The sequence below is a fragment of the Gallaecimonas xiamenensis 3-C-1 genome (genome assembly GCF_000299915.1).
GTDB lineage: Bacteria > Pseudomonadota > Gammaproteobacteria > Enterobacterales > Gallaecimonadaceae > Gallaecimonas > Gallaecimonas xiamenensis.
Genome location: NZ_AMRI01000039.1, coordinates 1 through 21021, shown reverse-complemented (window position 1 = coordinate 21021; position 21021 = coordinate 1). Strand labels below are relative to the sequence as shown.

Genomic DNA, 21021 nt, shown 5'->3' with positions numbered 1-21021 from the left:
CCACGTCGCAGAAGGGGCAGCGGCGGGTACAGATGGCGCCCAAAATCATGAAGGTGGCGGTGCCGTGGTTGAAGCACTCGGACAGATTGGGGCAGGAGGCTTCTTCGCAGACCGAGTGCAGGCCGTGCTTGCGCATGGCGCCCTTGATGTCGTCGATGCGCTGGGTGCTGGCCGGCAGCTTGACCCGCAGCCATTCGGGCTTGCGGAGCATCTCTTTGGGCTCGCTGGGCATGACCTTGACCGGGATCAGGGCCATTTTATCGGCGTCGCGCAGCTTGACGCCGGGTTCGATGCGTACGGTCTTGCTCATGAAGAGGTTTCCAATCCGTCAATGTACGTCCAGTCGGTAAAGCCCAGGCGCTGGGCCAGCTTTTCGACCAGTATGGGATCTACGTCGTTCAGGGCCACGCCGGGCTTGAACTGGCTGAGCTGGGTCATTTCCATGCCCGCATAGCCGCAGGGGTTGATGCGGTGAAAAGGCTCAAGGTCCATGGCCACGTTCAGGGCCAGGCCGTGGAAGGAGCAGCCACGGCGCACCCGCAGGCCCAGGGAGCAGATCTTCTGCTCGCCAACATAGACGCCGGGGGCGTCGGCACGGGGGGCGCTGTCGAGGCCAAAGGTGGCCAGGGTGTCCACCACGGCGTTTTCGATTTGGGTAACCAGTTCGCGCACACCCAGCTTGAGGCGGCGCAGGTCCAGCAGCACATAGAGCACCCGTTGGCCGGGGCCATGGTAGGTCACCTGGCCACCACGATCGGCCTGCACTATGGGGATATCGCCGGCAAAGAGCACATGCTCGGCCTTGCCGGCCTGACCCTGAGTGAAGACAGGGTCGTGCTCCACCAGCCAAAGCTCGTCAACGCTGTCTGGGCCGCGCTGCTCGGTGTAGTCCTTCATGGCGTCCCAGACGCCCTGGTAAGGCTGGCGGCCGAGCTGGCGGACCCGCAGCTTAGAGGACATATTTGACCTTTTCGACGCTGCCCAGGGCCTTGTATAGGGTTTCCACGTGGTCCTTGGAGGTCACAACCACTTCGATGGTGACCGAATGGTAGGTGCCGCTGGAGCTGGGGCGTACTGTGGGGGAATAATCGCCCGGTGCATGTTCTTGCACCACGGCCATCACGTTATCCACCAGTTCGTCATAGGCGTGGGCCAACACCTTGAAGGAAAAGGGGCAGGGGAATTCCAGGTATTTATCAAATTCGGTCTGCATGGTACCACTCCAGACATCAACGGCGACATTGTAACAGAAAGCGATGAAAAAGGCGCCCAAGGGCGCCTTTGTATATGGGGTCGGAGCAGTGGCTTTCAAGCCTAGGCGAACCAGCCTTTGACCATCAGGGTCAGGTAATCGATGAGGCGGGAGAACCAGCCACCTTCCTGCACTTCGTCCAGGGCCACCAGGGGATACTCGGCGATGTCCTTGTCGTCCAGTTTCAGGTGCAGGGTGCCGACCCGCTCGCCTTTGGCCAGGGGCGCCTTGAGTTCTTTGTCCAGTTGGAAGTCGGCTTTCAGATCGCCAGCACTGCCACGGGGTACGGTAACCGGGGTAGCGTCCAGTACCCCCAGGCGGACCTGGTCCACGTCACCCATGTAGATGCGCTGGGTGGCAAATTCCTGACCGGCCTGGAAGGGGGTGACGGTTTCGAAGAAACGGAAACCCCAGTTCAGTAGTTCTTTGGCAATGTCACGGCGGGCGTTGTTGGACTTGGTGCCGATCACAGAGGCCACCAGGCGCATGCCGTCCTTGACGCCGGAGGCCACCAGGGAGAAACCGGCTTCGCTGGTGTGGCCGGTCTTGATGCCGTCCACGTTCATGGACCTGTCGTGCAGCAGGGAGTTGCGGTTGTACTGCTTGATGCCGTTGTAGGTAAAGGAATCTTCGGAGTAGATCTTGTACTCTTCCGGCACGTCACGAATAAGGGCTGCACCCAGCAGGGCCATGTCGTGGGCGGAGGAGTAGTGCTCCGGATCCGGCAGGCCGTGGGGGTTCATGAAGTGGCTGTTTTTCAGGCCCAGGTTCTTGGCCTCGGCATTCATCAGGTCGGCAAAGCCGCTGATGGTACCGGCCACGTGCTCGGCCATGGCCACGCAGGCGTCGTTGCCGGACTGGATGATGATGCCACGGTTAAGGTCGTCTACCGACACCTCGGTACCCACCTCGATAAACATCTTGGAGGAGTCCGGGAAGTTTTTGGCCCAGGCGTTCTGGGAAATGGTGACCTTGTCGTCACGCTTGATACGGCCGTCCTTGATCTCCTTACCGATGATGTAACTGGTCATCATCTTGGTCAGGGAGGCGGGGGGCAGGCGTTCGTCACCGTGGCTTTCGGCCAGGATCTTGCCGGAGTTGTAGTCCATCAGGACATAGGCCTTGGCGGCAACGTCCGGAGATTGGGGGACAATGCGTGCAGCCTGGGCAGAAAAGGCAGTCAAGCCGATCAGGCTCAAAGAAAAGAGGGCGGTGCGCATGGGTGCTGTCATCTTCTTAATTCGAATACAAATAGGTTACCAGAGGCATCAGGGGATGTTGACCCCTGTATTACCCTGAGGTTCCACGTAAACCTTGAAAGGCTGGTGGATGCCCTGGTGTTTGAGTCGTTCGATCATCGCTTCGGCGTTCAATTCGTCTTTGGCCGGCCCCAGTTGTACTTTATAAAGGCCGTTGTCCTGCACCACCTGATAACCGGTGCCGATAAGGCCGGCGTACTTGCGCCCGGCGGCTTCTGCCCTTTGCCTGTCACTGCTGGCGGCTACTTGCACGAACAGCGGTTGGGTGGCCTTAAGGGGGGTCAGTACCGTTTCCTTCTGGGGCGCTGTGATCACCTCGATTTTGACCCTGGCGGTGCCCTGCTTAAGCATGTCCAGCTTATAAGCCGCCGCATAGGACAGATCGATAACCCGCCCCTGGTGGAAAGGGCCCCTGTCGTTGACCCGCACCACCACCTGCTTGTTGTTGTCCAGGTTGGTGACCCGCACAAAGCTGGGCAGGGGCAAGGTCTTGTGGGCCCCGGTCATGGCGTACATGTCGTACACCTCACCGTTGGAGGTGTGGTAGCCGTGGAACTTGGTGCCGTACCAGGAGGCATAGCCTTCCTGGCTAAAGCCCTTGGGTTCCTTGATAACCCGGTAGGACTGGCCGCGTAGCTGGTAATCCCTGTTGCCCTGCCTGGAGTAGGGCTCGAAGGTCACCTTGGCATCGGTGACATGATCCAGACGCGGCACGTCCACCGGGTAGGCGTCGTGTTGCTGGGCGTAGCGGCCATCCTGGCTGGTGTAGGGGCGACGCTTGTCGTCGCCGCTGTTGGGGCTCTGGGAGCAGGCCCCCAGGCACAGCAGGGGCAGCAACAGCCAGCACTTAGCCTCCATGGGCCTGCTCCAGTTGGCTGGCCAGGGTCCATACGGCGCGGGCGTACAAAGGCGAGCGGTTATAGCGGGTGATCACATAGAAATTGTGAAAAGCCACCTGGTAGTCGGTGCTGTCCTTAAGCTCAAAGGTAAAGAGCTTAGCCGGGGTGTCTTCAGCCATGGCGATAGCCGGGCTGACACCGGCCTTGGCCAGGGCGCCCAGGGTACTGTCCAGTTCCAGACCTTTGCTGACAGGCGCCTGGCCTTTGACTTCGGCCTTGGCCAGCACCGGCTCGCCCATTTGCCAGCCGTGCTCGTGGAAGTAGTTGGCGACCGAGCCGATAGCATCGGCGGGGCTTTCGAACAGATCCCGCTTGCCGTCCTGGTCGAAGTCCACGGCAAAATGCTGGTAGCTCGACGGAATAAACTGGCCCATGCCCATGGCGCCGGCATAGCTACCCTTGGGGCTTTGCTGCCAGCCCTGTTCCTTGGCCAGTTTCAGGTATTGGCCCAGTTCCTTGAAGAAAAAGGGCGCCCGGGGCTCGTAGAAAAAGCCCAGGGTGTAGAGGGCGTCGCGCACCGGGTAGGTGCCCATGTGCCGGCCGTAATAGGTTTCCACGCCGATGATGGCGACGATAACGCTGGCCGGCACCTGATATTCAGCCTCGGCCTTGGCCAGCAGCGCTTCGTGCTCACGCCAAAAGGCCAGGCCTTTTTCCAGGCGCTCCTTGGTCAGGAAAATGGGCTGGTACTGGTACCAGGGCTTGGCTTCCCAGGGGGTTGCGATGGCGTCGAGGATCTTTTGGTTCTTCTCGGCCCCGGCCATGGCGCTTTGGACTTCTTCGGTGCTCAGCCCGGACAGGGTGGCCAGGGCCTCGGCTTGCTCGGTGGGGATCGGCTGTGCCATAACCGGCAGGGCAAGGCTAGCCGCCAGGCCCCATTTCCATTTTGACATCTGACCTCCGTCAGCTATGCAACAGTCGTTTGTGGGTATGGATCGCCATCAGGATGCCGAAACCGGCCATCAGCGTCACCATGGAGGTACCGCCATAGGAGACCAGTGGCAGGGGAACCCCGACCACCGGCAGCATGCCGGATACCATGCCGATGTTGACGAACACATACACGAAAAACGTCAGCATAATGGCGCCACCTAACAGCCGGCTGAACGCCGTCTGAGCCTGGGTGGCGATATAGAGGCCGCGGGTGATCAGCGCCAGGTACAACAGCAGCAGGCAGACCACCCCGATAAGACCAAATTCCTCGCTCAGTACCGCGAAAATAAAGTCGGTATGGCGCTCGGGCAGGAATTCGAGCTGGGACTGGGTGCCGTGTAGCCAACCCTTGCCCCACATGCCACCGGAGCCGATGGCAATCTTCGATTGGATGATGTGGTAGCCGCTGCCCAGGGGGTCGGACTCGGGGTTGAGGAAGGTCAGTACCCGTTGGCGCTGGTAGTCGTGCATCAGGAAGAACCACAGCACCGGTAAAAAGGCGCTGACCGCCCCCACAGCCGCCGTTACCAGGCGCCAGCTCATGCCGGACAGGAACAATACGAAGATCCCCGAGGCGGCGATCAGGATAGAGGTGCCAAGGTCGGGCTGTTTGGCGATCAGCAGGGTGGGCACTATCACCAGCAGAAAGCCCTTAACCAGCTGCAGCAGGGTCGGCGGCAGGGGGTGGCGGGAGATGTAATAGGCCACCATCATCGGCACCGCCAGTTTCATCACCTCGGAGGGCTGAAAGCGCATAAAGCCCAGATCCAGCCAGCGCTGCGCCCCTTTGCCGATATCCCCCACCACCAGTACCGCCACCAGCAGCAAGGACCCTGCCACGTAAAGGGGCAGAGACCAGCGTTTATAGACGTCGGGGGGAATTTGCGCCAACACCACCGCTACCCCAAGGGCCAGGGCCAGGCGCACCATCTGCCGTTCCATCATGGCCATGTTCTGGCCGGAAGCCGAATAGACCACCATCAGGCTGACGCCCATCAGGCAAAGCATGAAAAACAGTAACCAGCCGTCCAGGTGCAGGCGGTTCAACAGGCTACGTGACGAATCATTCACCGCCGGCCTCCTCAATCAGATAATGATCCATCACCTGGCGGGCCAGGGGCGCGGCCACCGAGCCACCGCCGCCGATGATGTTTTCCAGGGCCACGGTCACCACTATCTTGGGCGCCTCGAAGGGGGCATAGCCCACGTACATGGCGTTGTCCCGGTGGCGCTCCGACACCTTCTGGGCGTCGTAGCGCTCGTCCTGGGCGATATTGACCACCTGGGCGGTACCGGTCTTTCCGGCGGCGCTGTAGGGGGCATCCTTGAACGCCTTATGGGCCGAGCCGGTGACGTGCTGGACGGTGCGCAACATGGCGTTTTCCACTTCCCGCCAATGCAGGGCGCTGGCCTGAACCCTGGGCTTGTCGTCCGGCGGCAGGTTGAGGGTGCCGGTGGTGGAACCGGTAGCCTTGAGCAGCCTGGGGGCGTGATAGATGCCGGCATTGGCCAGGATGCTGGTGGCGGTGGCCAGCTGCACCGGGGTCACTGTCCAATAGCTTTGGCCTATGCCGATGGGAATGGTGTCCCCTATGTACCAGGGCTGGCGAAAACGCCGCTCTTTCCAGGTGCGGGACGGCATCACGCCGCTGGTCTCTTCGTGGATATCGATGCCCGAATACTGGCCGAAGCCGAACAGGGTCATCCAGTCATGGATCTTGTCGATGCCAAGATCCAATGCCAGCTGGTAGAAGTAGGTGTCGCAGGACTCGGCAATGGCCCTTTTCAGGTCAACCCAGCCATGGCCCCAGCGTTTCCAGTCCCGCCATTTGTGGTTGACGTTGGGCAGTTCGAAAAAGCCTGGGTCCCAGACCTTGGTGGCCGGGGTGATCTTGCCTTCTTCCAGGCCCACCAGGGCCAGGAAGGGCTTGACGGTGGACGCCGGCGGGTAACGGCCCTGGGTGCTGCGATTGATAAGGGGCCGGTCCGGGGAGTGCAGCAGAGCGTTGTAATTCTTGCTGGAAATGCCCCGCACAAAGAGGTTGGGGTCGTAGGTGGGGGCACTGGCCAAGGCCAGGATGCCGCCGTCGTTGGGGTCCATGGCGACGATGGAGCCGCGCTGGCCAGCCAACAGTTCCTGGGCCTTGATTTGCAGGTCCAGGTCCAGGTTCAGGTACAGATCCTTGCCCGGTACCGGCGGCTCGAACCTCAGGGTACGGATCACCCGGCCCCTGTTGTTCACCTCCACTTCCATGTAGCCCACCTGACCGTGCAGGGTGCTCTCGTAATAGCGCTCTATGCCCAGCTTGCCAATCTCGTGGGTGGCGGCGTAGTTGGACAACTGGTCCTTCTCGGCCAGGTTTTGCAGATCCTTGTCATTGATGCGGGCCACATAGCCCAGCACATGGGTCAGGGCCTCAGCGTAGGGATAAAAGCGCTTGAGGCGGGCCTCGACCGAAAAGCCGGGAAAGCGGTATTGGTTGACCGAAAACAGAGCAACCTGCTCTTCGCTCAGCTCCTCGAGGAGCGGTACCCGGTTGAAGCGGCGTACCCCTTTGAGGGACTCGCGAAAGTCACTGATGGTGTCGTCGTCGATACCCAGCAGGTTCTGCAGATCGGCCAGGGGCTGGTCCCAGGATTTGACCTGTTCCGGCACCACTTCCAGGGAATAGATGGGCCTGTTTTCGGCCAGCACCACCCCGTGGCGGTCGTAGATGATGCCTCTGTTGGGGGCTACCGGTACCACCTTGATGCGGTTGTCGTTGGAGCGGACCTGGTAGTTTTGGAATTCCTTGACCTGCAGGTGGTAGAGGTTGGCGATCAGGGCGCCAAAGCAGGCCACCACCACCAACAGGCAGAACAGGGCCCGGCGCCAGAACAGGGACGCTTCGAAGCCGTGGTCTCGGATCTGCACCTTCTTGCGGGCCATGCTACTCCCTGTGATACGGGTGGTTGTTGTTGAGGCTCCAGGCCCGGTACAGGGCTTCGGCCATCACCACCCTCACCAGGGGGTGGGGCAGGGTGAGTTTTGACAGGGACCAGGACTGCTCGGCGGCGGCTTTGACGGCCGGTGCCAGGCCCTCGGGGCCGCCAACCATGATGGCCACGTCGCGGCCGTCCACCTGCCAGCGGGTCCATTGCTCCGCCAACTGGTGGGTGTCCCAGGGCTTGCCGGGAATGTCCAGGGTGACGATATGGCAGCCCTGGGCCTGGGCCAGCATCAGTTCCCCTTCCTTGTCCAGAATGCGGGCTATGTCCGCATTCTTACCGCGCTTGCCGGCCGGGATCTCGATGAGCTCCAGGGGGCAATCCCGGGGGAAACGACGCTGGTATTCGTTAAAGCCTTCGGTCACCCAAGCGGGCATCTTCTGACCGACGGCAATCAACTTGAGCTTCATCAGCCCCAGAGTTTTTCCAGTTGGTAGAAATCGCGGGTCTGTTCCTGCATCACGTGCAGTACCACGTCACCCAGGTCTACCAGTACCCATTCGCCACCGGCTTTGCCTTCGATACCCAGGGGCTGCAGGCCAGCGTGTTTGGCCTCGGCTACCACGTTCTCGGCGATGGCGTTGACGTGGGTGCGGGAGGTCCCGGAACAGATCACCAGAAACTCGGTGACGGAAGATTTGCCACGCACATCAAGGGCCTTGATGTCCACGGCCTTCAGATCGTCAGCCTTGTCGACAACAAAATCTTTGAGTTGTTCGCCGTTCATGTCTTTACCTGCAAAAAATCGGAAGGCGGGAGTCTATCACGAAGCCTGATGGGGCCGGTACAGGCCTTGGGCTCGAATGTAATCCTCGACCGCCTTGGGGACTAAAAAATCCAGGCGCCGGCCTTGCTTGATGCGGGCGCGGATGTCGGTGGCGGAGATCGCCAGTTCGGTGGTGGTCAGGGCGCAGATCTGGCCGGGGCCTGTGATCGGGGCCTGGCTGAGCTTGGCCACCAGGGCCGGGTCCAGCTGGTCCGGGTCCAACTGATGGCCGGGCCGGCAGCACACCGCCAGGGAGGCCAGCTCCAATATCCTCGGCCAGCTGTGCCAACTGGTAAAGGACAGCAGGCTGTCCATGCCCATGATAAAGAGCAGCGGCCGGCCCGGGTGCTCGGCGGCCAGCTCTTCGAGGGTGTCGACGGTGTAGGAATCGCTGGCCCGGCGCAGCTCCCTGTCGTCCACCACCAGGCCCTTGACCCCGTCGGCGGCCCTTTGGGTCATGGCCAGGCGCTGGGGGGCGCTGGCCAGGGGTTGGGGCCGGTGGGGAGGTACCTTGTTGGGCAGCAGGGTCAGGGTGTCCAGGGCAAAGGCTTCCATCACTTCCACCGCCATCCGTAAATGGCCGTTATGGATGGGGTCGAAGGTGCCGCCAAAAAGACCCAGGGGGCTCATGGCTGGTACTCCGGGCGGATCACCGCCAGGGCCGGGCGCTTACCGGGGAAAAAGGCCAGGGTCAGATCCTTAAGGCCTTGTTCCACCTTGCCGTCCTGGGTCTTGAACTGCTGGTCAAGCCAAGCCAGGTGGCGGCCAATCTGGCGCAGCCGCCCGGCGGACAGGCGCTTGAGGGCGCCCTGGTAAAGACCCTTGCGCTGGGGCGGCATGCGCCGCTTGCCAAGCTCGGCCTGGGCATTGCCGGAGGTGGCCAGGGCCAGCAGGGTGTCCAGCTCCCGGCCAAGGGCCCACAGCAACAGGGGCGGCTCGGTGCCTTCTTCAATGACCCGTTCCAACACCCGCAAGGCCTTGGCGGCATCCTCGCCCAACAGGGCGTCTGTCCATTGGAAAAGGTCGAAGCGGGCATGGTCCAGCACGGCAGCGGTGATGTCGTCTTCGGTCAGGGGGCCCTGGGGGTGGATCAGGGCCAGCTTCTGCACTTCCTGGGCGGCAGCCAACAGGTTGCCCTCGGTAAAGTGGGCCAGGGCCTGGACCGCGCCAGGGCTGGCCTTGAAGCCGGCGTCTTGGAGTTTTCTGGCCAGCCAGCCGGGAAACTCCCGGTCACCCAGGGGATAGAGGGGCAGGTAGACACCCTGCTCGCTCATGGTCTTGAACCAGGGGGCGTTGGTGATGCCTTTTTCGGCCCGGGGGCCGCGCAGCACCAGCAACACATCGGGATTGGGGTGTTGGGTCAGTTCCTGCAGCAGCGCCTTGCCGGACTCGTCCGGCTTTTGCTGCAGGTGGATTTCCATCAGCCGTTTGGAGGCGAACAGTGACAGGCTCTGGTATTCCTCGCGGACCAGGGCCCAGTCAAAGCCGCCTTCGACGGTAAAACTCAGCCGCTCTTCGCTGCCCCAGTGGCGAGCATGGCCCCGTACCTTGTCCAGGGCCTCTTCCACTAAAAAGGCATCGTCCCCGAACACCAGCACCCAAAGGGGCTGGCGGCGCAAGGCGTCGGCCAGTTGGGGAGAGCGGATCTGCATCAGCCTTGGGCCAACTGGCGAACCAGGCGGTCCGCCGCTTCCTTGCGCATTTCTTCCAGCAACAGGTCCCGCTCCCTGTCTTTGGCCAGGGTGCGGGCCGGGTCGTCCTGGTAGTCGCGGCGTACTTCGATAACGTGCTGCTCCGGCTCCTGCTCAGGCAGGATCAGCTGCCAGTTGAGGGTGTAGACCAACTCGTACTCGGCTACCTGGCCGGTGCTGAACAGACTCAGGGTCTGGCGGTCCAGGCGATCACTGACGATATGCACCTCAGGGCCCTGGCCCAGGGCCACACCGCTGACGGTGAGGCTCTGGGATACCAGCTTGGTGATGCGGGCATAGTGGTCGAAGCTGGTGAGGTTCACCTGCTTGTAGGCCTGGGGCATCTCGTAGCTGCCTTTGAGGTGGAAGCCACAACCGCTTGCCAGCAGTGTCAGGGATAGCAGTAGCCAGCGCATGCAATGTCCTTAGTTGGCGACGATATTGACCAGTTTACCCGGCACTATGATGACCTTGCGCACGGTGACGCCGTCAAGGAAGCGCTTGACGTTGTCGTCGGCCATGGCCATGGCTTCCAGGTCGCTCTTGCTGATGTCGGCCGGCACTGTGACCTTGCCACGGACCTTACCGTTGACCTGCAGTACCACCAGTTTCTCGTCTTCTACCAGGGCGTCCTGGTCGGCCACCGGGAAGGGAGCGTTGACTATCTCACCGGCGCCGCCCAGGGCCTGGTGCAGGGCCGTGGTGACGTGGGGGATGATGGGGTGCAGCAGCAGGGTGACGCTGACCAGGGCTTCTTGCAGCAGGGCGCGGTCCTGTTCGGACTCCTGGGGGGCGCGGGCCAGTTTGTTCAAAAGCTCCATCACGGCGGCGATGGCGGTGTTGAAGGTCTGGCGGCGGCCCAGATCGTCACCCACCTTGGCGATGGTCTTGTGCAGCTCGCGGCGCAGGGCTTTCTGGTCGCCGTTGAGGGTGGCCAGGTCCAGGGCGGTTACCGGGCCTTTGGCCTGGTGCTCAAAGGCCAGCTTCCACAGGCGCTTGATAAAGCGGTTAGCTCCTTCAACCCCGGACTCGATCCACTCGAGGGTCAGTTCCGGCGGCGCGGCAAACATCATAAACAGGCGCACGGTATCGGCGCCGTAACGCTCCACCATCACCTGGGGGTCGATGCCGTTGTTCTTGGACTTGGACATCTTGGACATGCCGTCGTAGACCAGCTCGCGGCCGTCCTGGTCGGTTGCCTTGACGATGCGGCCCTTGTCGTCGCGCTCGACCGTCACTTCCAACGGGGAGATCCAGTCGCGGCCGCCCTTTTCGTTGACGTGGTAGAAGCCGTCGGCCAGCACCATGCCTTGGCACAGCAGGCGCTTGAAGGGCTCGTCGGAGTTTACCAGGCCTTCGTCACGAAGCAGCTTGTGGAAGAAACGCGAGTACAGCAAGTGCATGACGGCGTGTTCGATACCGCCCACGTACTGATCTACCGGCAGCCAGTAGTTGGCCTTGGCTGGGTCCAGCATGGCGTCGTTGCTGTGGGCGCTGGCATAGCGGGCGTAGTACCAACTGGACTCCATAAAGGTGTCGAAGGTGTCGGTTTCGTGCTCGGCAGGGGCGCCCTGGTAAGTGGTCTTACGCCACTGGGGGTCGGCCTTGATGGGGCTGGTAATACCGTCCATCACCACGTCTTCGGGCAGCAGCACCGGCAATTGATCTTGTGGTACCGGCACTGTGGTGCCGTCTTCGAGGGTCAGCATGGGGATAGGCGTACCCCAGTAGCGCTGGCGGGACACACCCCAGTCGCGCAGGCGGTAGTTGACCTTGCGCTTGCCACAGCCCAGAGACTCGAGCTTGCTGGCAATGGCGTCGAAGGCGGCGTCAAAGGCCAGGCCGTCAAACTCGCCGGAGTTTACCAGGGTGCCGTCTTTGCCGGTCAGGGCCGCTTCGTTGATGTCCCCTTCGGAAAAGGCGATCACCTGCTTGATGTCCAGGCCGTACTTGCTGGCAAATTCATAGTCGCGCTGGTCGTGGCCCGGTACCGCCATCACGGCGCCGGTGCCGTAGTCCATCAGCACGAAGTTGGCGACCCACACCGGCACTTCTTCGCCGGTCAGAGGGTGGATGGCCTTAAGGCCGGTATCCATGCCTTTTTTCTCCATGGTGGCCATGTCGGCTTCTGCCACCTTGGTGTTTTTGCATTCGTCGATAAAGGCGGCCAGCTCCGGGTAGTCGGCGGCGGCCTGCTCGGCCAGAGGGTGGCCGGCGGCGATACCCACATAGGTGACGCCCATCAGGGTGTCGGGGCGGGTGGTGTAGACGTCCAAGGTGCCTTGTTGGCCCTTGACCGCAAAGCTCAGCTCAACCCCTTCGGAGCGGCCAATCCAGTGGGCCTGCATGGACTTGACGGTGTCCGGCCAGCCTTCCAGTTTGTCCAGATCAGCCAGCAGCTCTTCGGCGTAGTCGGTGATCTTCACGAACCACTGGGGAATTTGCTTTTGTTCCACCAGGGCGCCGGAGCGCCAGCCACGGCCGTCCACCACCTGTTCGTTGGCAAGGACCGTCTGGTCAACCGGGTCCCAGTTGACGGTGGCCATTTTCTTGTAGACCAGGCCCTTTTCGAACAGCTTGGTGAAGAACCATTGTTCCCAGCGGTAATAGTCCGGGGTACAGGTGGTGACTTCACGGGTCCAGTCGTAACCGAAGCCCAGCATCTTCAGCTGGCCCTTCATGTAGGCGATGTTTTCGTAGGTCCACTTGCCGGGAGCGGTCTTGTTCTTGATGGCGGCGTTTTCCGCCGGCAGGCCGAAGGCATCCCAGCCCATGGGCTGGAGCACGTTTTTGCCTTGCATACGCTGGTAACGGGCGATCACGTCCCCGAGGGTGTAGTTACGCACATGGCCCATATGGAGGCGGCCAGAGGGGTAGGGGAACATGGAAAGGCAGTAGAACTTTTCCTTGCCGGCGTCTTCACTGACTTCGAAGGTCTTGTTCTCTTCCCAGTGGCGCTGCACCTGGGGCTCTATGGCACTGTGATCGTATTGTTCTTGCATGGGTTACCGCGTTGCGACTGAGGCTTGAAGATAATCGCCATAGGATACCTTGCGCAAAGGCCACCTGCCACCCACCAATGACCCATCTTGCAATCTGCCCGCTGAGGGCGTATCACAAAGAAAAAGCAAGGAGTCAGACCATGGCAGTAAAAGGTTATCAACGGCTGCTCGATGAGCTGAAAAAAAGGTTGCATGAGGGCAGGGTGGAGGCCCGCTTCGAGGCACTGGTGGAGGAGGCCAAGGGCCTGCTGCACGCCGCTGGCGAGCTGACCAAGGACGAGTGGGCCCTGGTGGAAGCCAAGCTGCGGGACGACTTACAGGCCCTGGCCGAACACCAGGGGGGCCTGGACGTGGACCCGCGCACCGAGGAGCTGTGGAAGCTGCTCTATGACGCCGCCGACCAAACCCAGCTGGGCTGGCAGAGCTTTGCCAGGGACCTGGCCCACCCCGACGGCTATCGCAGTGAGGACTTCATCGGCTTTGGCGCCCTGCGCTGCGTGCGCTGCGGCTTTGTGATGCACTTCTACCACCCGGGGCGCATTCCTTTGTGCCCCCAATGCAGCAACGACCGCTTCCAGCGGGAATTACAAAGCGCCTCTTAACAAAAAAGCCCCCGTCAGGGGGCTTTTTCAATGCAGGCGAAAGCGCCAACCCAGCAGCAGTAGCGGCAGCAGCAACCAAGCCCACAGCAGCCCAAAGCGCCCGTAGGGGGTCTGGCCGCGCACCAAATGAATGCTGTCGTTGAGGGTGGCCGGTACAAAGCGCGGCAACTGGCGCTGGATATGGCCGAGGGCGTCGACGGTGGCGGTAACGCCGTCGTTGGTCGCCCTGAGCATGGGCCTGCCCAGCTCACGGGCCCTGACTTGGGCAATTTGCAGGTGCTGCCAGGGGCCGATGGAATCGCCGAACCAGGCGTCGTTGGACACCGTCATCAACAAATCGGTGTCTTTGTGGACATTGGCCCTGACCTGGCCTGAAAAGGCCACTTCATAGCAGATGGCCATGGCCGCCTGGTGGCCGGCCACCTTGAGGTTGGGCTGGACAGCCGGGCCGCGCTGGAAGTCGGACATGGGCAGGTTGAACAGGGGCGCTATGGGCCTTAGCAGATCACCAAAGGGCACGAACTCCCCTATGGGCAGCAGGTGGTGCTTGTTATAGCGGTTGCTGTCGCCGTAGTAGTAGTCCCCGTCCAGGACGATCACCGTATTGAAGTAGCTGTCGCTGCCAAAGTGGTAGTCGATGATACCGGTGACCAGGCTGGTGTGGCGAAAGGCTGCCAGGCTGTTGAGGCGGTCCAAGAAAGGCTGTTCTGCCGGTTCCAGGTCCGGCACGGCCGCCTCGGGCCACAGCACCAAGTCGGCATCCAGGGACGGACGGCTCAGATCCTGATAGGCCTGCAAGGTGGGCGCCAGGCTGTCTGGGTTCCACTTAAGGCTCTGGGGAATGTTGCCCTGGACCAGGGCTACCTTCAGTTGCTGGCCGGTGGCTTTGACCCAGTGCTGGGGCAGCAGTGTCGACAAGCCCATAAGGCCAAGGGCGGCCAGGACCCAGGGTTTTTGGTAGCGGGCCAGGGCCAAGGCGCCGGCGCACCATACCAGCAGGTAGCCGGCCAGGGCCTCAGAACCTATGGCCAGCCAGTTGCCAAAGGGGGTGTCCAGTTGGCTGACCCCGAGGTTAAGCCAGGGAAAGCCGGTCAGCACCCAGCCCCGCAGGCCTTCGCTGGCCAGCCAGAAAATAGGCAGGGCCACCAAATACCGAGGCCAGCCGGGCAGGGGGAAGAAGCGGTTTAACAGGTACCCCACCAGGGCCGGGTAAAGGGCCAGGTACAGGGCCAAGGCCGCCATGGCCGCCATGCTGAACAGCAGCGGCAGGCCGCCGAACTGCACTATGGAAACATGGACCCAGGCGACCCCGGTGACAAAGAAACCAAAACCGAAGCTAAAGCCCAGCCAGGCCCCTTGGCGGGCGGTTTTGCCCTGCAGTTGCCACAGCCACAAAGGCAGGGTCAGCAGCAGCACAAAGGCCAGGTGATAGGGCGCGAAAGCCAGGTGGCTTAAGGCCCCCAACAGCCAGGCTGCCAGGGGGGACTTGAGGCGTTGTAGGGTCATTCCTGCTCTTCTGGCCAGGTTACCTGCAGCTGGATGAGACGGCGCTTGTCGGCGCGGGTCACCTTGAAGTTAAAGCCGCTCAACTGCACTTCCTCGCCACGGGCGGGCAGGTGACCAAAGGCATGCATCACCAGGCCACCGACGGTGTCCACATCCTCGTCGGAAAAATGGGTACCGAAGTGCTCGTTGAAGTCTTCGATGGAGGTCAGGGCCGCCACCGCAAAGGTGCGGTTGGTGAGCTTGCGGATCTCGTCCCCTTCGTCGTCCTCGGCGTCGTATTCGTCTTCGATGTCGCCGACGATCTCCTCGAGGATGTCTTCGATGGTGACCAGGCCCGACACGCCGCCGAACTCGTCAACCACTATGGCCATATGGAAGCGTCCGGAGCGGAACTCCTTTAGCAGCACATCCACCCGTTTGGACTCGGGTACGATCACCGCTTCGCGTTTGACCTTGTCCAGATCAAAGTCGCTCACTTCCCCGAAGGCGAACTTGAGCAGGTCTTTGGCCAGCAGTATGCCTTCGACGTGGTCTTTGTCTTCGTTGATGATGGGAAAACGGGAATGGGCCGATTCGATGATAGTGGGCAGGAATTCCTGGACCGACTGGCTCTTGTCGATGGCCACGATTTGGCTGCGGGGGATCATGATGTCCCTGACCCTGAGCTCGGCTACGTCCAGTACCCCTTGGATCATCTCCTTGGTCTGGGTATCGATGAGCTCGCGGTCGGTGGCGCTTTCAATCAGCACCATCAGGTCGTCACGGTTCTGGGGCTCGTCGGAAAAGAAATGGCTTATTCGCTCCAGCCAGCTCTTTGAAGAGCCCTGACTCGAGTGGGGGTTGTCGTCGCTCATAGTCCTTTAAACCAAAAATTAAACGTCGCGGTCGCCGTAGGGATCGGGATAGCCAAGGTCTTGAAGGAGCGCAATTTCCTTGCTCTCCATCTGTTCCGCGTCCTCGTCCTTTATATGGTCATACCCCAGCAAATGCAAGGTGCCATGGATGACCAAATGGGCCCAATGGGCGGCCAGGGCCTTGTTTTGCTCGGCCGCCTCTTTGGCAACCACAGCGGCGCAGATCACCAGATCACCCAGCAGCGGCAGCTCTATGCCGTCCGGTACCTCGAAGGGGAAGGACAATACGTTGGTGGCGTAATCCCGGCCCCGGTAGGTGCTATTGAGTTCCAGGCCCTCTTCTTCGTCGACGATGCGCACCGTCAGTTCGGTCTCATCGCGGCCGCTCCCTGCCAGGGCCTTGCCCACCCACAGCTCGAATTGTTCCTGGCTGGGAATGTCCTTGGCCTTTGAGGCCAGTTGCAGGTCCAGATAGAGGGTCATGGATTGCTTTCCTGGGCCTGCTGGTCGCGCTCGAGCTTGCGGGCCGCCTTCTGGCGTTCCTGTTCCTGCTCGAAGGACTCGTAGGCGTTGATGATTTTGGACACTACCGGATGGCGCACTACGTCACCGGACTGGAAGAAGTTAAAGGACACTTCCTCCACGTCCCTCAACACCTCTATGGCGTGGCGCAGGCCGGAACGGGTGTTGCGGGGCAGGTCCACCTGGGTGATGTCACCGGTGATCACCGCCTTGGAGTTAAAGCCGATGCGGGTCAGGAACATCTTCATCTGCTCGACTGTGGTGTTCTGGCTCTCATCGAGGATAACGAAGGCGTCGTTGAGGGTGCGGCCGCGCATGTAGGCCAGGGGCGCCACTTCGATGACGTTGCGCTCGATCAGGCGCTCGACCTTCTCAAAACCCAGCATCTCAAAGAGGGCGTCGTAGAGGGGGCGCAGGTAAGGGTCGACCTTTTGGCTCAGGTCCCCCGGCAAAAAGCCCAGCTTCTCGCCCGCTTCCACCGCCGGGCGGGTCAAGAGGATGCGGCGAATTTCCTGGCGTTCCAGGGCGTCCACGGCACAGGCCACCGCCAGGTAGGTCTTGCCGGTACCGGCCGGGCCCACCCCGAAGCAGATGTCGTGGTTAAGGATATTCTGGATGTACTGGCCCTGGTTGGGGGTGCGGGGCTTGATGACGCCGCGCTTGGTCTTGACGTAGATCTCTTTGCTTTCGTCCAGGTTGCCTTCGGCTTCCAGGACCTTGAGCTCCTGGATGGCCAGGTGCACCACCTGGGGATCGAGATCCTGGATCTTGCCTTTGACCGGGGCCGTTTCCACATAGAGATCCCGCAGCAGGTCGGCTACCGCCTTGGCGATGATGGCCCGGCCGAGGATCTGGAAATGGTTGTCGCGGTAGTTGATCTCCACGCCCAGGCGGCGCTCGATCTGCTTGAGGTTGTCGTCAAAGGGCCCGCACAGGGACGCCAGGCGGTCCATGCTGGCGGGCTCGAGGTGTACGCTGACAGTCAGTAAAGGGTTAGCCAAGAGGTCCTCTTACGCTGTTGGGTCAAAAGTGGCCACGCCCAGTTCATTGGGCTTGCCGTTACGGGCATCGTATTGAGCCACGATATCGGCAGGGTTTACGGCGACCCGCAGGCCCATTTCGGGCTCGGTACGCACTATGCGGCCGCGCAGGGAGTGGGGAAGCACTTCGGTGATCTCCACATCCACAAAGGTACCAATAAGGTTGGGATCACCTTCGAAATTTACAACCCGCATGTTTTCGGTACGGCCGCGCAGCTCCATCAAGTTCTTCTTGGAGGGGCCTTCCACCAGGATGCGCTGTACTGTGCCGAACATCTGACGGCTGATGTTCATGGCCTGCTGGTTGATACGCTCCTGCAGGATATAAAGGCGCTGCTTCTTGGTGTCTTCGGTGACGTCATCGGGGATGTCGGCCGCCGGGGTGCCGGGGCGGGCCGAGTAGACGAAGCTGAAGCTCTGGTCGAAGCCCACATCGCTGATGAGCTTCATGGTGGCGGCAAAGTCCTCGTCGGACTCGTTGGGAAAGCCGACGATGAAATCGGAGCTCAGGCAGATGTCGGGGCGGGCTTCGCGCAGCCGGCGCATCTTGGACTTGTATTCCAGGGCAGTGTGGCCGCGCTTCATCAGGTTCAGCACCCGGTCGGAGCCGCTTTGCACCGGCAGGTGCAGGAAGCTCACCACTTCCGGGGTATCGCGGTAAACCTCGATGATGTCGTCGGTAAATTCCACCGGGTGGCTGGTGGTATAGCGAACCCGGTCGATACCGTCGATGGCCGCCACCAGGCGCAGCAGGTCGGCAAAGCTGCAGATGCCGCCGTCATGGGTGGCGCCCCTAAAGGCGTTGACGTTCTGGCCAAGCAGGTTCACTTCCCGCACCCCTTGCTCGGCCAACTGGGCGATTTCGTAGAGTACATCGTCCAGGGGGCGGCTCACTTCCTCGCCACGGGTGTAGGGCACCACGCAGAAGGAGCAGTACTTGGAGCAGCCTTCCATGATCGAGACAAAGGCGGAGGGGCCTTCAGCCTTGGGCTCGGGCAGGCGGTCGAACTTCTCAATCTCGGGGAAGGAGATGTCCACCACAGGAGACTTGGTGCCCCTTACCTGGTTGATCATCTCCGGCAGGCGGTGCAGGGTCTGGGGCCCGAACACTATGTCCACGAAGGGCGCCCTTTCACGCAAAAACTCCCCTTCCTGGGAGGCCACGCAGCCGCCTACGCCGATGATGAGGTCGGGGTTGGTTTTTTTCAGTTCTTTCCAGCGGCCCAGTTGGTGGAAGACCTTTTCCTGGGCCTTTTCGCGGATGGAGCAGGTGTTGAGCAGCAGCACATCCGCCTCTTCCGGGATCTCGGTGACGCTTAATTCATGGGTGCTGCCCAGCAGATCCGCCATTTTCGCGGAATCGTACTCGTTCATCTGGCAACCCCAGGTTTTGATGTGCAACTTCTTGCCCATGTGACTCGCTACCTGCAACAACTTAATCGGGATGGAAAAATGACCGCATATTCTACCCCAAGGTCCAGGTGGCTACCACAACCCTGACAGACACTTTCCTGATCAAGAACAGGCCACCTCCGATGTGGAGGTGGCATCCTTGGGTTTAGAAGCTTACATACCAGCGGTCATCGCTGCCGGTCATGCTGATGTCTTCAATGGTGACCACACCCATGCGGCCCCGCTGGAAGATGCGGGTAGCGGTGCGTTCTGCGCCCCGGTCGAGGGCAAAGTTGTAGACAGAAAGGCCATTGCAGACCAGCTTGTCGGCGATGGTGGGATAGTCGAGGCGATAGGCTTTGACGGCTTTATCCAGCACCAGGGGTTTGTTGCTGGCGGAAGACTTGCACACATCAATCAAGGCAGACTCCATATAGGGGTCCATGGCGGCGAAGGCGGGGGTGGACAGCAAAACCACACCAGCGGCCAGTAGGGCAAAACGTTTCATGTTGCTTCTCCACTGAGAACGGGTGGCACTGCATTAGACAGTGGTGGTTCCTGGCCATTTCTTGCGCAAATGTAAGAGTCTTTGTGAACTGTAAGCAAAGATGTCGACGCGCTATTCGGGGTACAATAACGGCCTTGCAGCAAAGGACAGTCAATGAAAACGGATCTGGTGATCAACGGTGGTGGCATGGTGGGGGCGGCCTTGGCCTTGGCCCTGGCACGCCAAGGCATGGGTGTGGCCCTGATTGACAAACAGCCCCCTCACATCAGCGACAGCCTGGACCCCAGGGTCAGCGCCATCAGCGAAGGGGCGCTGCGTTACCTTCAGGGGCTGGGAGTTGAACTCCCCCAGGGGCACTGCCAACCCTACCGGCAGCTGGACGTGGCAGACGGCAAGGCCCTGTGCCAGTTTCGCGCCAGCGACATCGGCGCCGAGCAGCTGGGGGTCTTTATTGAAAACAGCCGCCTGCAACAGGCTATCTGGCAGGCCCTGCCCGAGACGGTCACCCTTATCCAGGCCCAGGCCCGGCAATTTCAGCACGGCGAGGACGGGGTCAGCCTGACCCTGGATAACGGCCAGGTGATAGCGGCGCGCCTGGCCATAGGGGCGGACGGTGCCCAGTCCTGGCTGCGCGGCCAGGCCGGCATAGGGCTGACCGGCTGGGATTATCGCCAGCGTTGCCTGCTGGTGGCGGTAAAGACCCAGGGCCAGCTGCCCGATATTACCTGGCAGCAATTTACTCCCACCGGCCCCAGGGCCTGGCTGCCCATGGTGGACAACCAGGCGGTACTGGCCTGGTATGACGATGCCGCCACCATCAAGGCCCTGGAAAAGCTCGGCCCCCAGGAGCTGGCCCAGGCCGCCAAGGGGGCTTACCCGGCCCAGCTTGGGGATATCGAGGTGATCAAAGCCGGCAGTTTCGCCCTGACCCGCCGCCATGCCCAGCGCTACGGCCAAAACGGCGTCTGGCTGGTGGGGGACGCCGCCCACACCATCAATCCCCTGGCAGGGCAGGGGGTCAACCTGGGCTTTCGGGATGTGCAGGCCCTGGCGCCGCTGCTGCTGGACGCTTTCGCCAAGGGCCAGCCCTGGTGGAGTGAGTCGGTGCTGGCGGCCTATGAAAGGGCGCGCCGGCCCCATAACCTGTTGATGCAATCCATGATGGACGCCTGTTACAAGGGCTTTTCCAACAGCCATCCGCTGCTGGCTGGGCTCAGGGGTCTTGCCATCAACGGTGTGGCCAAGCTGGCCCCGGCCAGGCGCCAGGTACTCAAGTACGCCGCCGGGCTCTGACCCAAGCCGCCTTAGGGCGGCTTTTTCATGGCTGCTGCGAGCAGAATAGAACAGGCAGGCTTGGCGGCAGGGCGTGGGCATAGAGGAGTTGCGTCCAGGCATGACCAGGAGCAGATAAAGAAAAAGCCCGCACTAGGCGGGCTTTGGTGTAGTGGCTGGAGTACCAGGATTCGACCCCCCCCCCCCCCGCCCCCCAACCCGCTGCCTTACCGCTTGGCGATACTCCAGCAAACTGGTTGCGCAGTTCTCGGTGCGCTAATTAATGGCTGGAGTACCAGGATTCGAACCTGGGAATGGCGGGATCAAAACCCGCTGCCTTACCGCTTGGCGATACTCCAGCAAAACAATGGTGGCTATGGCGGGATTCGAACCTGCGACCCCATCATTATGAGTGATGTGCTCTAACCAACTGAGCTACATAGCCACTCTGAATTCGTTTCGGGCCGCAATTATTCAGAACCTTAGGCGCTGAGTCAACTGCTTCCCGCGATGCCCGTGTTCGATTGATGAAATC

Annotated in this window: 21 protein-coding genes, 2 tRNA genes and 1 pseudogene; 2 read left to right on the top strand and 22 right to left on the bottom strand. The window is 61.3% G+C overall.

All coding sequences use genetic code 11. The features are described from left to right. The 14 genes and pseudogenes from B3C1_RS18450 to leuS all read right to left on the bottom strand — a co-directional run. A pseudogene (locus B3C1_RS18450) lies at positions 1–310 on the bottom strand (lipoyl synthase); the annotation flags it as partial. Continuing rightward, positions 307–960, bottom strand: coding sequence for a lipoyl(octanoyl) transferase LipB (lipB, locus tag B3C1_RS18445; protein WP_008486703.1), 654 nt, complete (start codon positions 958–960; stop codon positions 307–309). The pseudogene B3C1_RS18450 and the gene lipB, both read right to left, overlap by 4 nt. Continuing rightward, entirely contained in the window at positions 950–1213 is a 264-nt protein-coding gene (gene ybeD / locus B3C1_RS18440; protein WP_008486701.1) for a DUF493 family protein YbeD, read from the bottom strand. The genes lipB and ybeD overlap by 11 nt, the downstream gene beginning before the upstream one ends. 101 nt (positions 1214–1314) lie before the next feature. Then, a complete protein-coding gene (locus B3C1_RS18435) occupies positions 1315–2472 on the bottom strand; it encodes a D-alanyl-D-alanine carboxypeptidase family protein (RefSeq protein WP_008486699.1) in 1158 nt (385 codons plus the stop codon). 48 nt (positions 2473–2520) lie between these two features. After that, positions 2521–3369, bottom strand: coding sequence for a septal ring lytic transglycosylase RlpA family protein (locus B3C1_RS18430; protein ID WP_008486698.1), 849 nt, complete (start codon positions 3367–3369; stop codon positions 2521–2523). After that, on the bottom strand, positions 3359–4303 hold the full coding sequence (mltB, locus tag B3C1_RS18425; RefSeq protein ID WP_008486697.1) for a lytic murein transglycosylase B: 945 nt from the start codon (positions 4301–4303) through the stop codon (positions 3359–3361). Before mltB ends, B3C1_RS18430 begins: the two co-directional genes overlap by 11 nt. A 10-nt stretch (positions 4304–4313) precedes the next feature. Beyond that, positions 4314–5414 (bottom strand): rod shape-determining protein RodA, encoded by a 1101-nt coding sequence (rodA, locus tag B3C1_RS18420; protein ID WP_008486696.1) that lies wholly within the window; start codon positions 5412–5414, stop codon positions 4314–4316. After that, positions 5407–7272: a penicillin-binding protein 2 gene (gene mrdA / locus B3C1_RS18415; protein ID WP_008486695.1), complete on the bottom strand. Its 1866-nt coding sequence runs from the start codon at positions 7270–7272 to the stop codon at positions 5407–5409. The genes rodA and mrdA overlap by 8 nt, the downstream gene beginning before the upstream one ends. Before the next feature lies 1 nt (position 7273). Then, complete coding sequence (gene rlmH, locus B3C1_RS18410) at positions 7274–7741, bottom strand: 23S rRNA (pseudouridine(1915)-N(3))-methyltransferase RlmH (protein ID WP_008486694.1); 468 nt, start codon at positions 7739–7741, stop codon at positions 7274–7276. Beyond that, positions 7741–8058 (bottom strand): ribosome silencing factor, encoded by a 318-nt coding sequence (gene rsfS / locus B3C1_RS18405; RefSeq protein WP_008486693.1) that lies wholly within the window; start codon positions 8056–8058, stop codon positions 7741–7743. The genes rlmH and rsfS overlap by 1 nt, the downstream gene beginning before the upstream one ends. A gap of 36 nt (positions 8059–8094) precedes the next feature. Continuing rightward, positions 8095–8727 (bottom strand): nicotinate-nucleotide adenylyltransferase, encoded by a 633-nt coding sequence (gene nadD / locus B3C1_RS18400; RefSeq protein ID WP_008486692.1) that lies wholly within the window; start codon positions 8725–8727, stop codon positions 8095–8097. Beyond that, complete coding sequence (gene holA / locus B3C1_RS18395; protein ID WP_008486691.1) at positions 8724–9749, bottom strand: DNA polymerase III subunit delta; 1026 nt, start codon at positions 9747–9749, stop codon at positions 8724–8726. The genes nadD and holA overlap by 4 nt, the downstream gene beginning before the upstream one ends. After that, positions 9749–10204, bottom strand: a complete 456-nt coding sequence (locus B3C1_RS18390) for an LPS-assembly lipoprotein LptE (RefSeq protein WP_008486689.1) — start codon at positions 10202–10204, stop codon at positions 9749–9751. The genes holA and B3C1_RS18390 overlap by 1 nt, the downstream gene beginning before the upstream one ends. Before the next feature lie 9 nt (positions 10205–10213). Further along, on the bottom strand, positions 10214–12790 hold the full coding sequence (gene leuS, locus B3C1_RS18385; RefSeq protein ID WP_008486688.1) for a leucine--tRNA ligase: 2577 nt from the start codon (positions 12788–12790) through the stop codon (positions 10214–10216). A gap of 140 nt (positions 12791–12930) precedes the next feature. Here leuS and B3C1_RS18380 point away from each other — a divergent pair, with 140 nt between their 5' ends. Then, positions 12931–13392, top strand: a complete 462-nt coding sequence (locus B3C1_RS18380) for a zinc ribbon-containing protein (RefSeq protein ID WP_008486687.1) — start codon at positions 12931–12933, stop codon at positions 13390–13392. 27 nt (positions 13393–13419) lie between these two features. On the opposite strand, the gene lnt is transcribed toward B3C1_RS18380, so the two are convergent. The 6 genes from lnt to B3C1_RS18350 all read right to left on the bottom strand — a co-directional run bounded on the left by lnt (position 13420) and on the right by B3C1_RS18350 (position 19214). Continuing rightward, positions 13420–14898: an apolipoprotein N-acyltransferase gene (gene lnt / locus B3C1_RS18375; RefSeq protein ID WP_008486686.1), complete on the bottom strand. Its 1479-nt coding sequence runs from the start codon at positions 14896–14898 to the stop codon at positions 13420–13422. Beyond that, positions 14895–15752 (bottom strand): CNNM family magnesium/cobalt transport protein CorC, encoded by an 858-nt coding sequence (gene corC, locus B3C1_RS18370; protein WP_008486685.1) that lies wholly within the window; start codon positions 15750–15752, stop codon positions 14895–14897. Before corC ends, lnt begins: the two co-directional genes overlap by 4 nt. An 18-nt stretch (positions 15753–15770) precedes the next feature. After that, positions 15771–16235 carry an rRNA maturation RNase YbeY gene (gene ybeY, locus B3C1_RS18365; protein WP_008486684.1) on the bottom strand — a complete coding sequence of 155 codons (465 nt, stop codon included), beginning with the start codon at positions 16233–16235 and terminating at the stop codon, positions 15771–15773. Further along, a complete protein-coding gene (locus B3C1_RS18360) occupies positions 16232–17227 on the bottom strand; it encodes a PhoH family protein (protein ID WP_051012960.1) in 996 nt (331 codons plus the stop codon). The genes ybeY and B3C1_RS18360 overlap by 4 nt, the downstream gene beginning before the upstream one ends. A gap of 57 nt (positions 17228–17284) precedes the next feature. After that, positions 17285–18727: a tRNA (N6-isopentenyl adenosine(37)-C2)-methylthiotransferase MiaB gene (miaB, locus tag B3C1_RS18355; RefSeq protein WP_008486681.1), complete on the bottom strand. Its 1443-nt coding sequence runs from the start codon at positions 18725–18727 to the stop codon at positions 17285–17287. 145 nt (positions 18728–18872) lie between these two features. Beyond that, entirely contained in the window at positions 18873–19214 is a 342-nt protein-coding gene (locus B3C1_RS18350; protein WP_008486679.1) for a DUF3718 domain-containing protein, read from the bottom strand. 153 nt (positions 19215–19367) lie between these two features. On the opposite strand from B3C1_RS18350, the gene B3C1_RS18345 reads away from it, so the two are divergent. Further along, positions 19368–20507 carry an FAD-dependent monooxygenase gene (locus B3C1_RS18345; protein WP_008486678.1) on the top strand — a complete coding sequence of 380 codons (1140 nt, stop codon included), beginning with the start codon at positions 19368–19370 and terminating at the stop codon, positions 20505–20507. 263 nt (positions 20508–20770) lie between these two features. On the opposite strand, the gene B3C1_RS18340 is transcribed toward B3C1_RS18345, so the two are convergent. Further along, positions 20771–20845, bottom strand: a tRNA-Gln gene (locus B3C1_RS18340). Positions 20846–20854: 9 nt separating this feature from the next. After that, positions 20855–20931, bottom strand: a tRNA-Met gene (locus tag B3C1_RS18335). Positions 20932–21021: the final 90 nt, after the last annotated feature.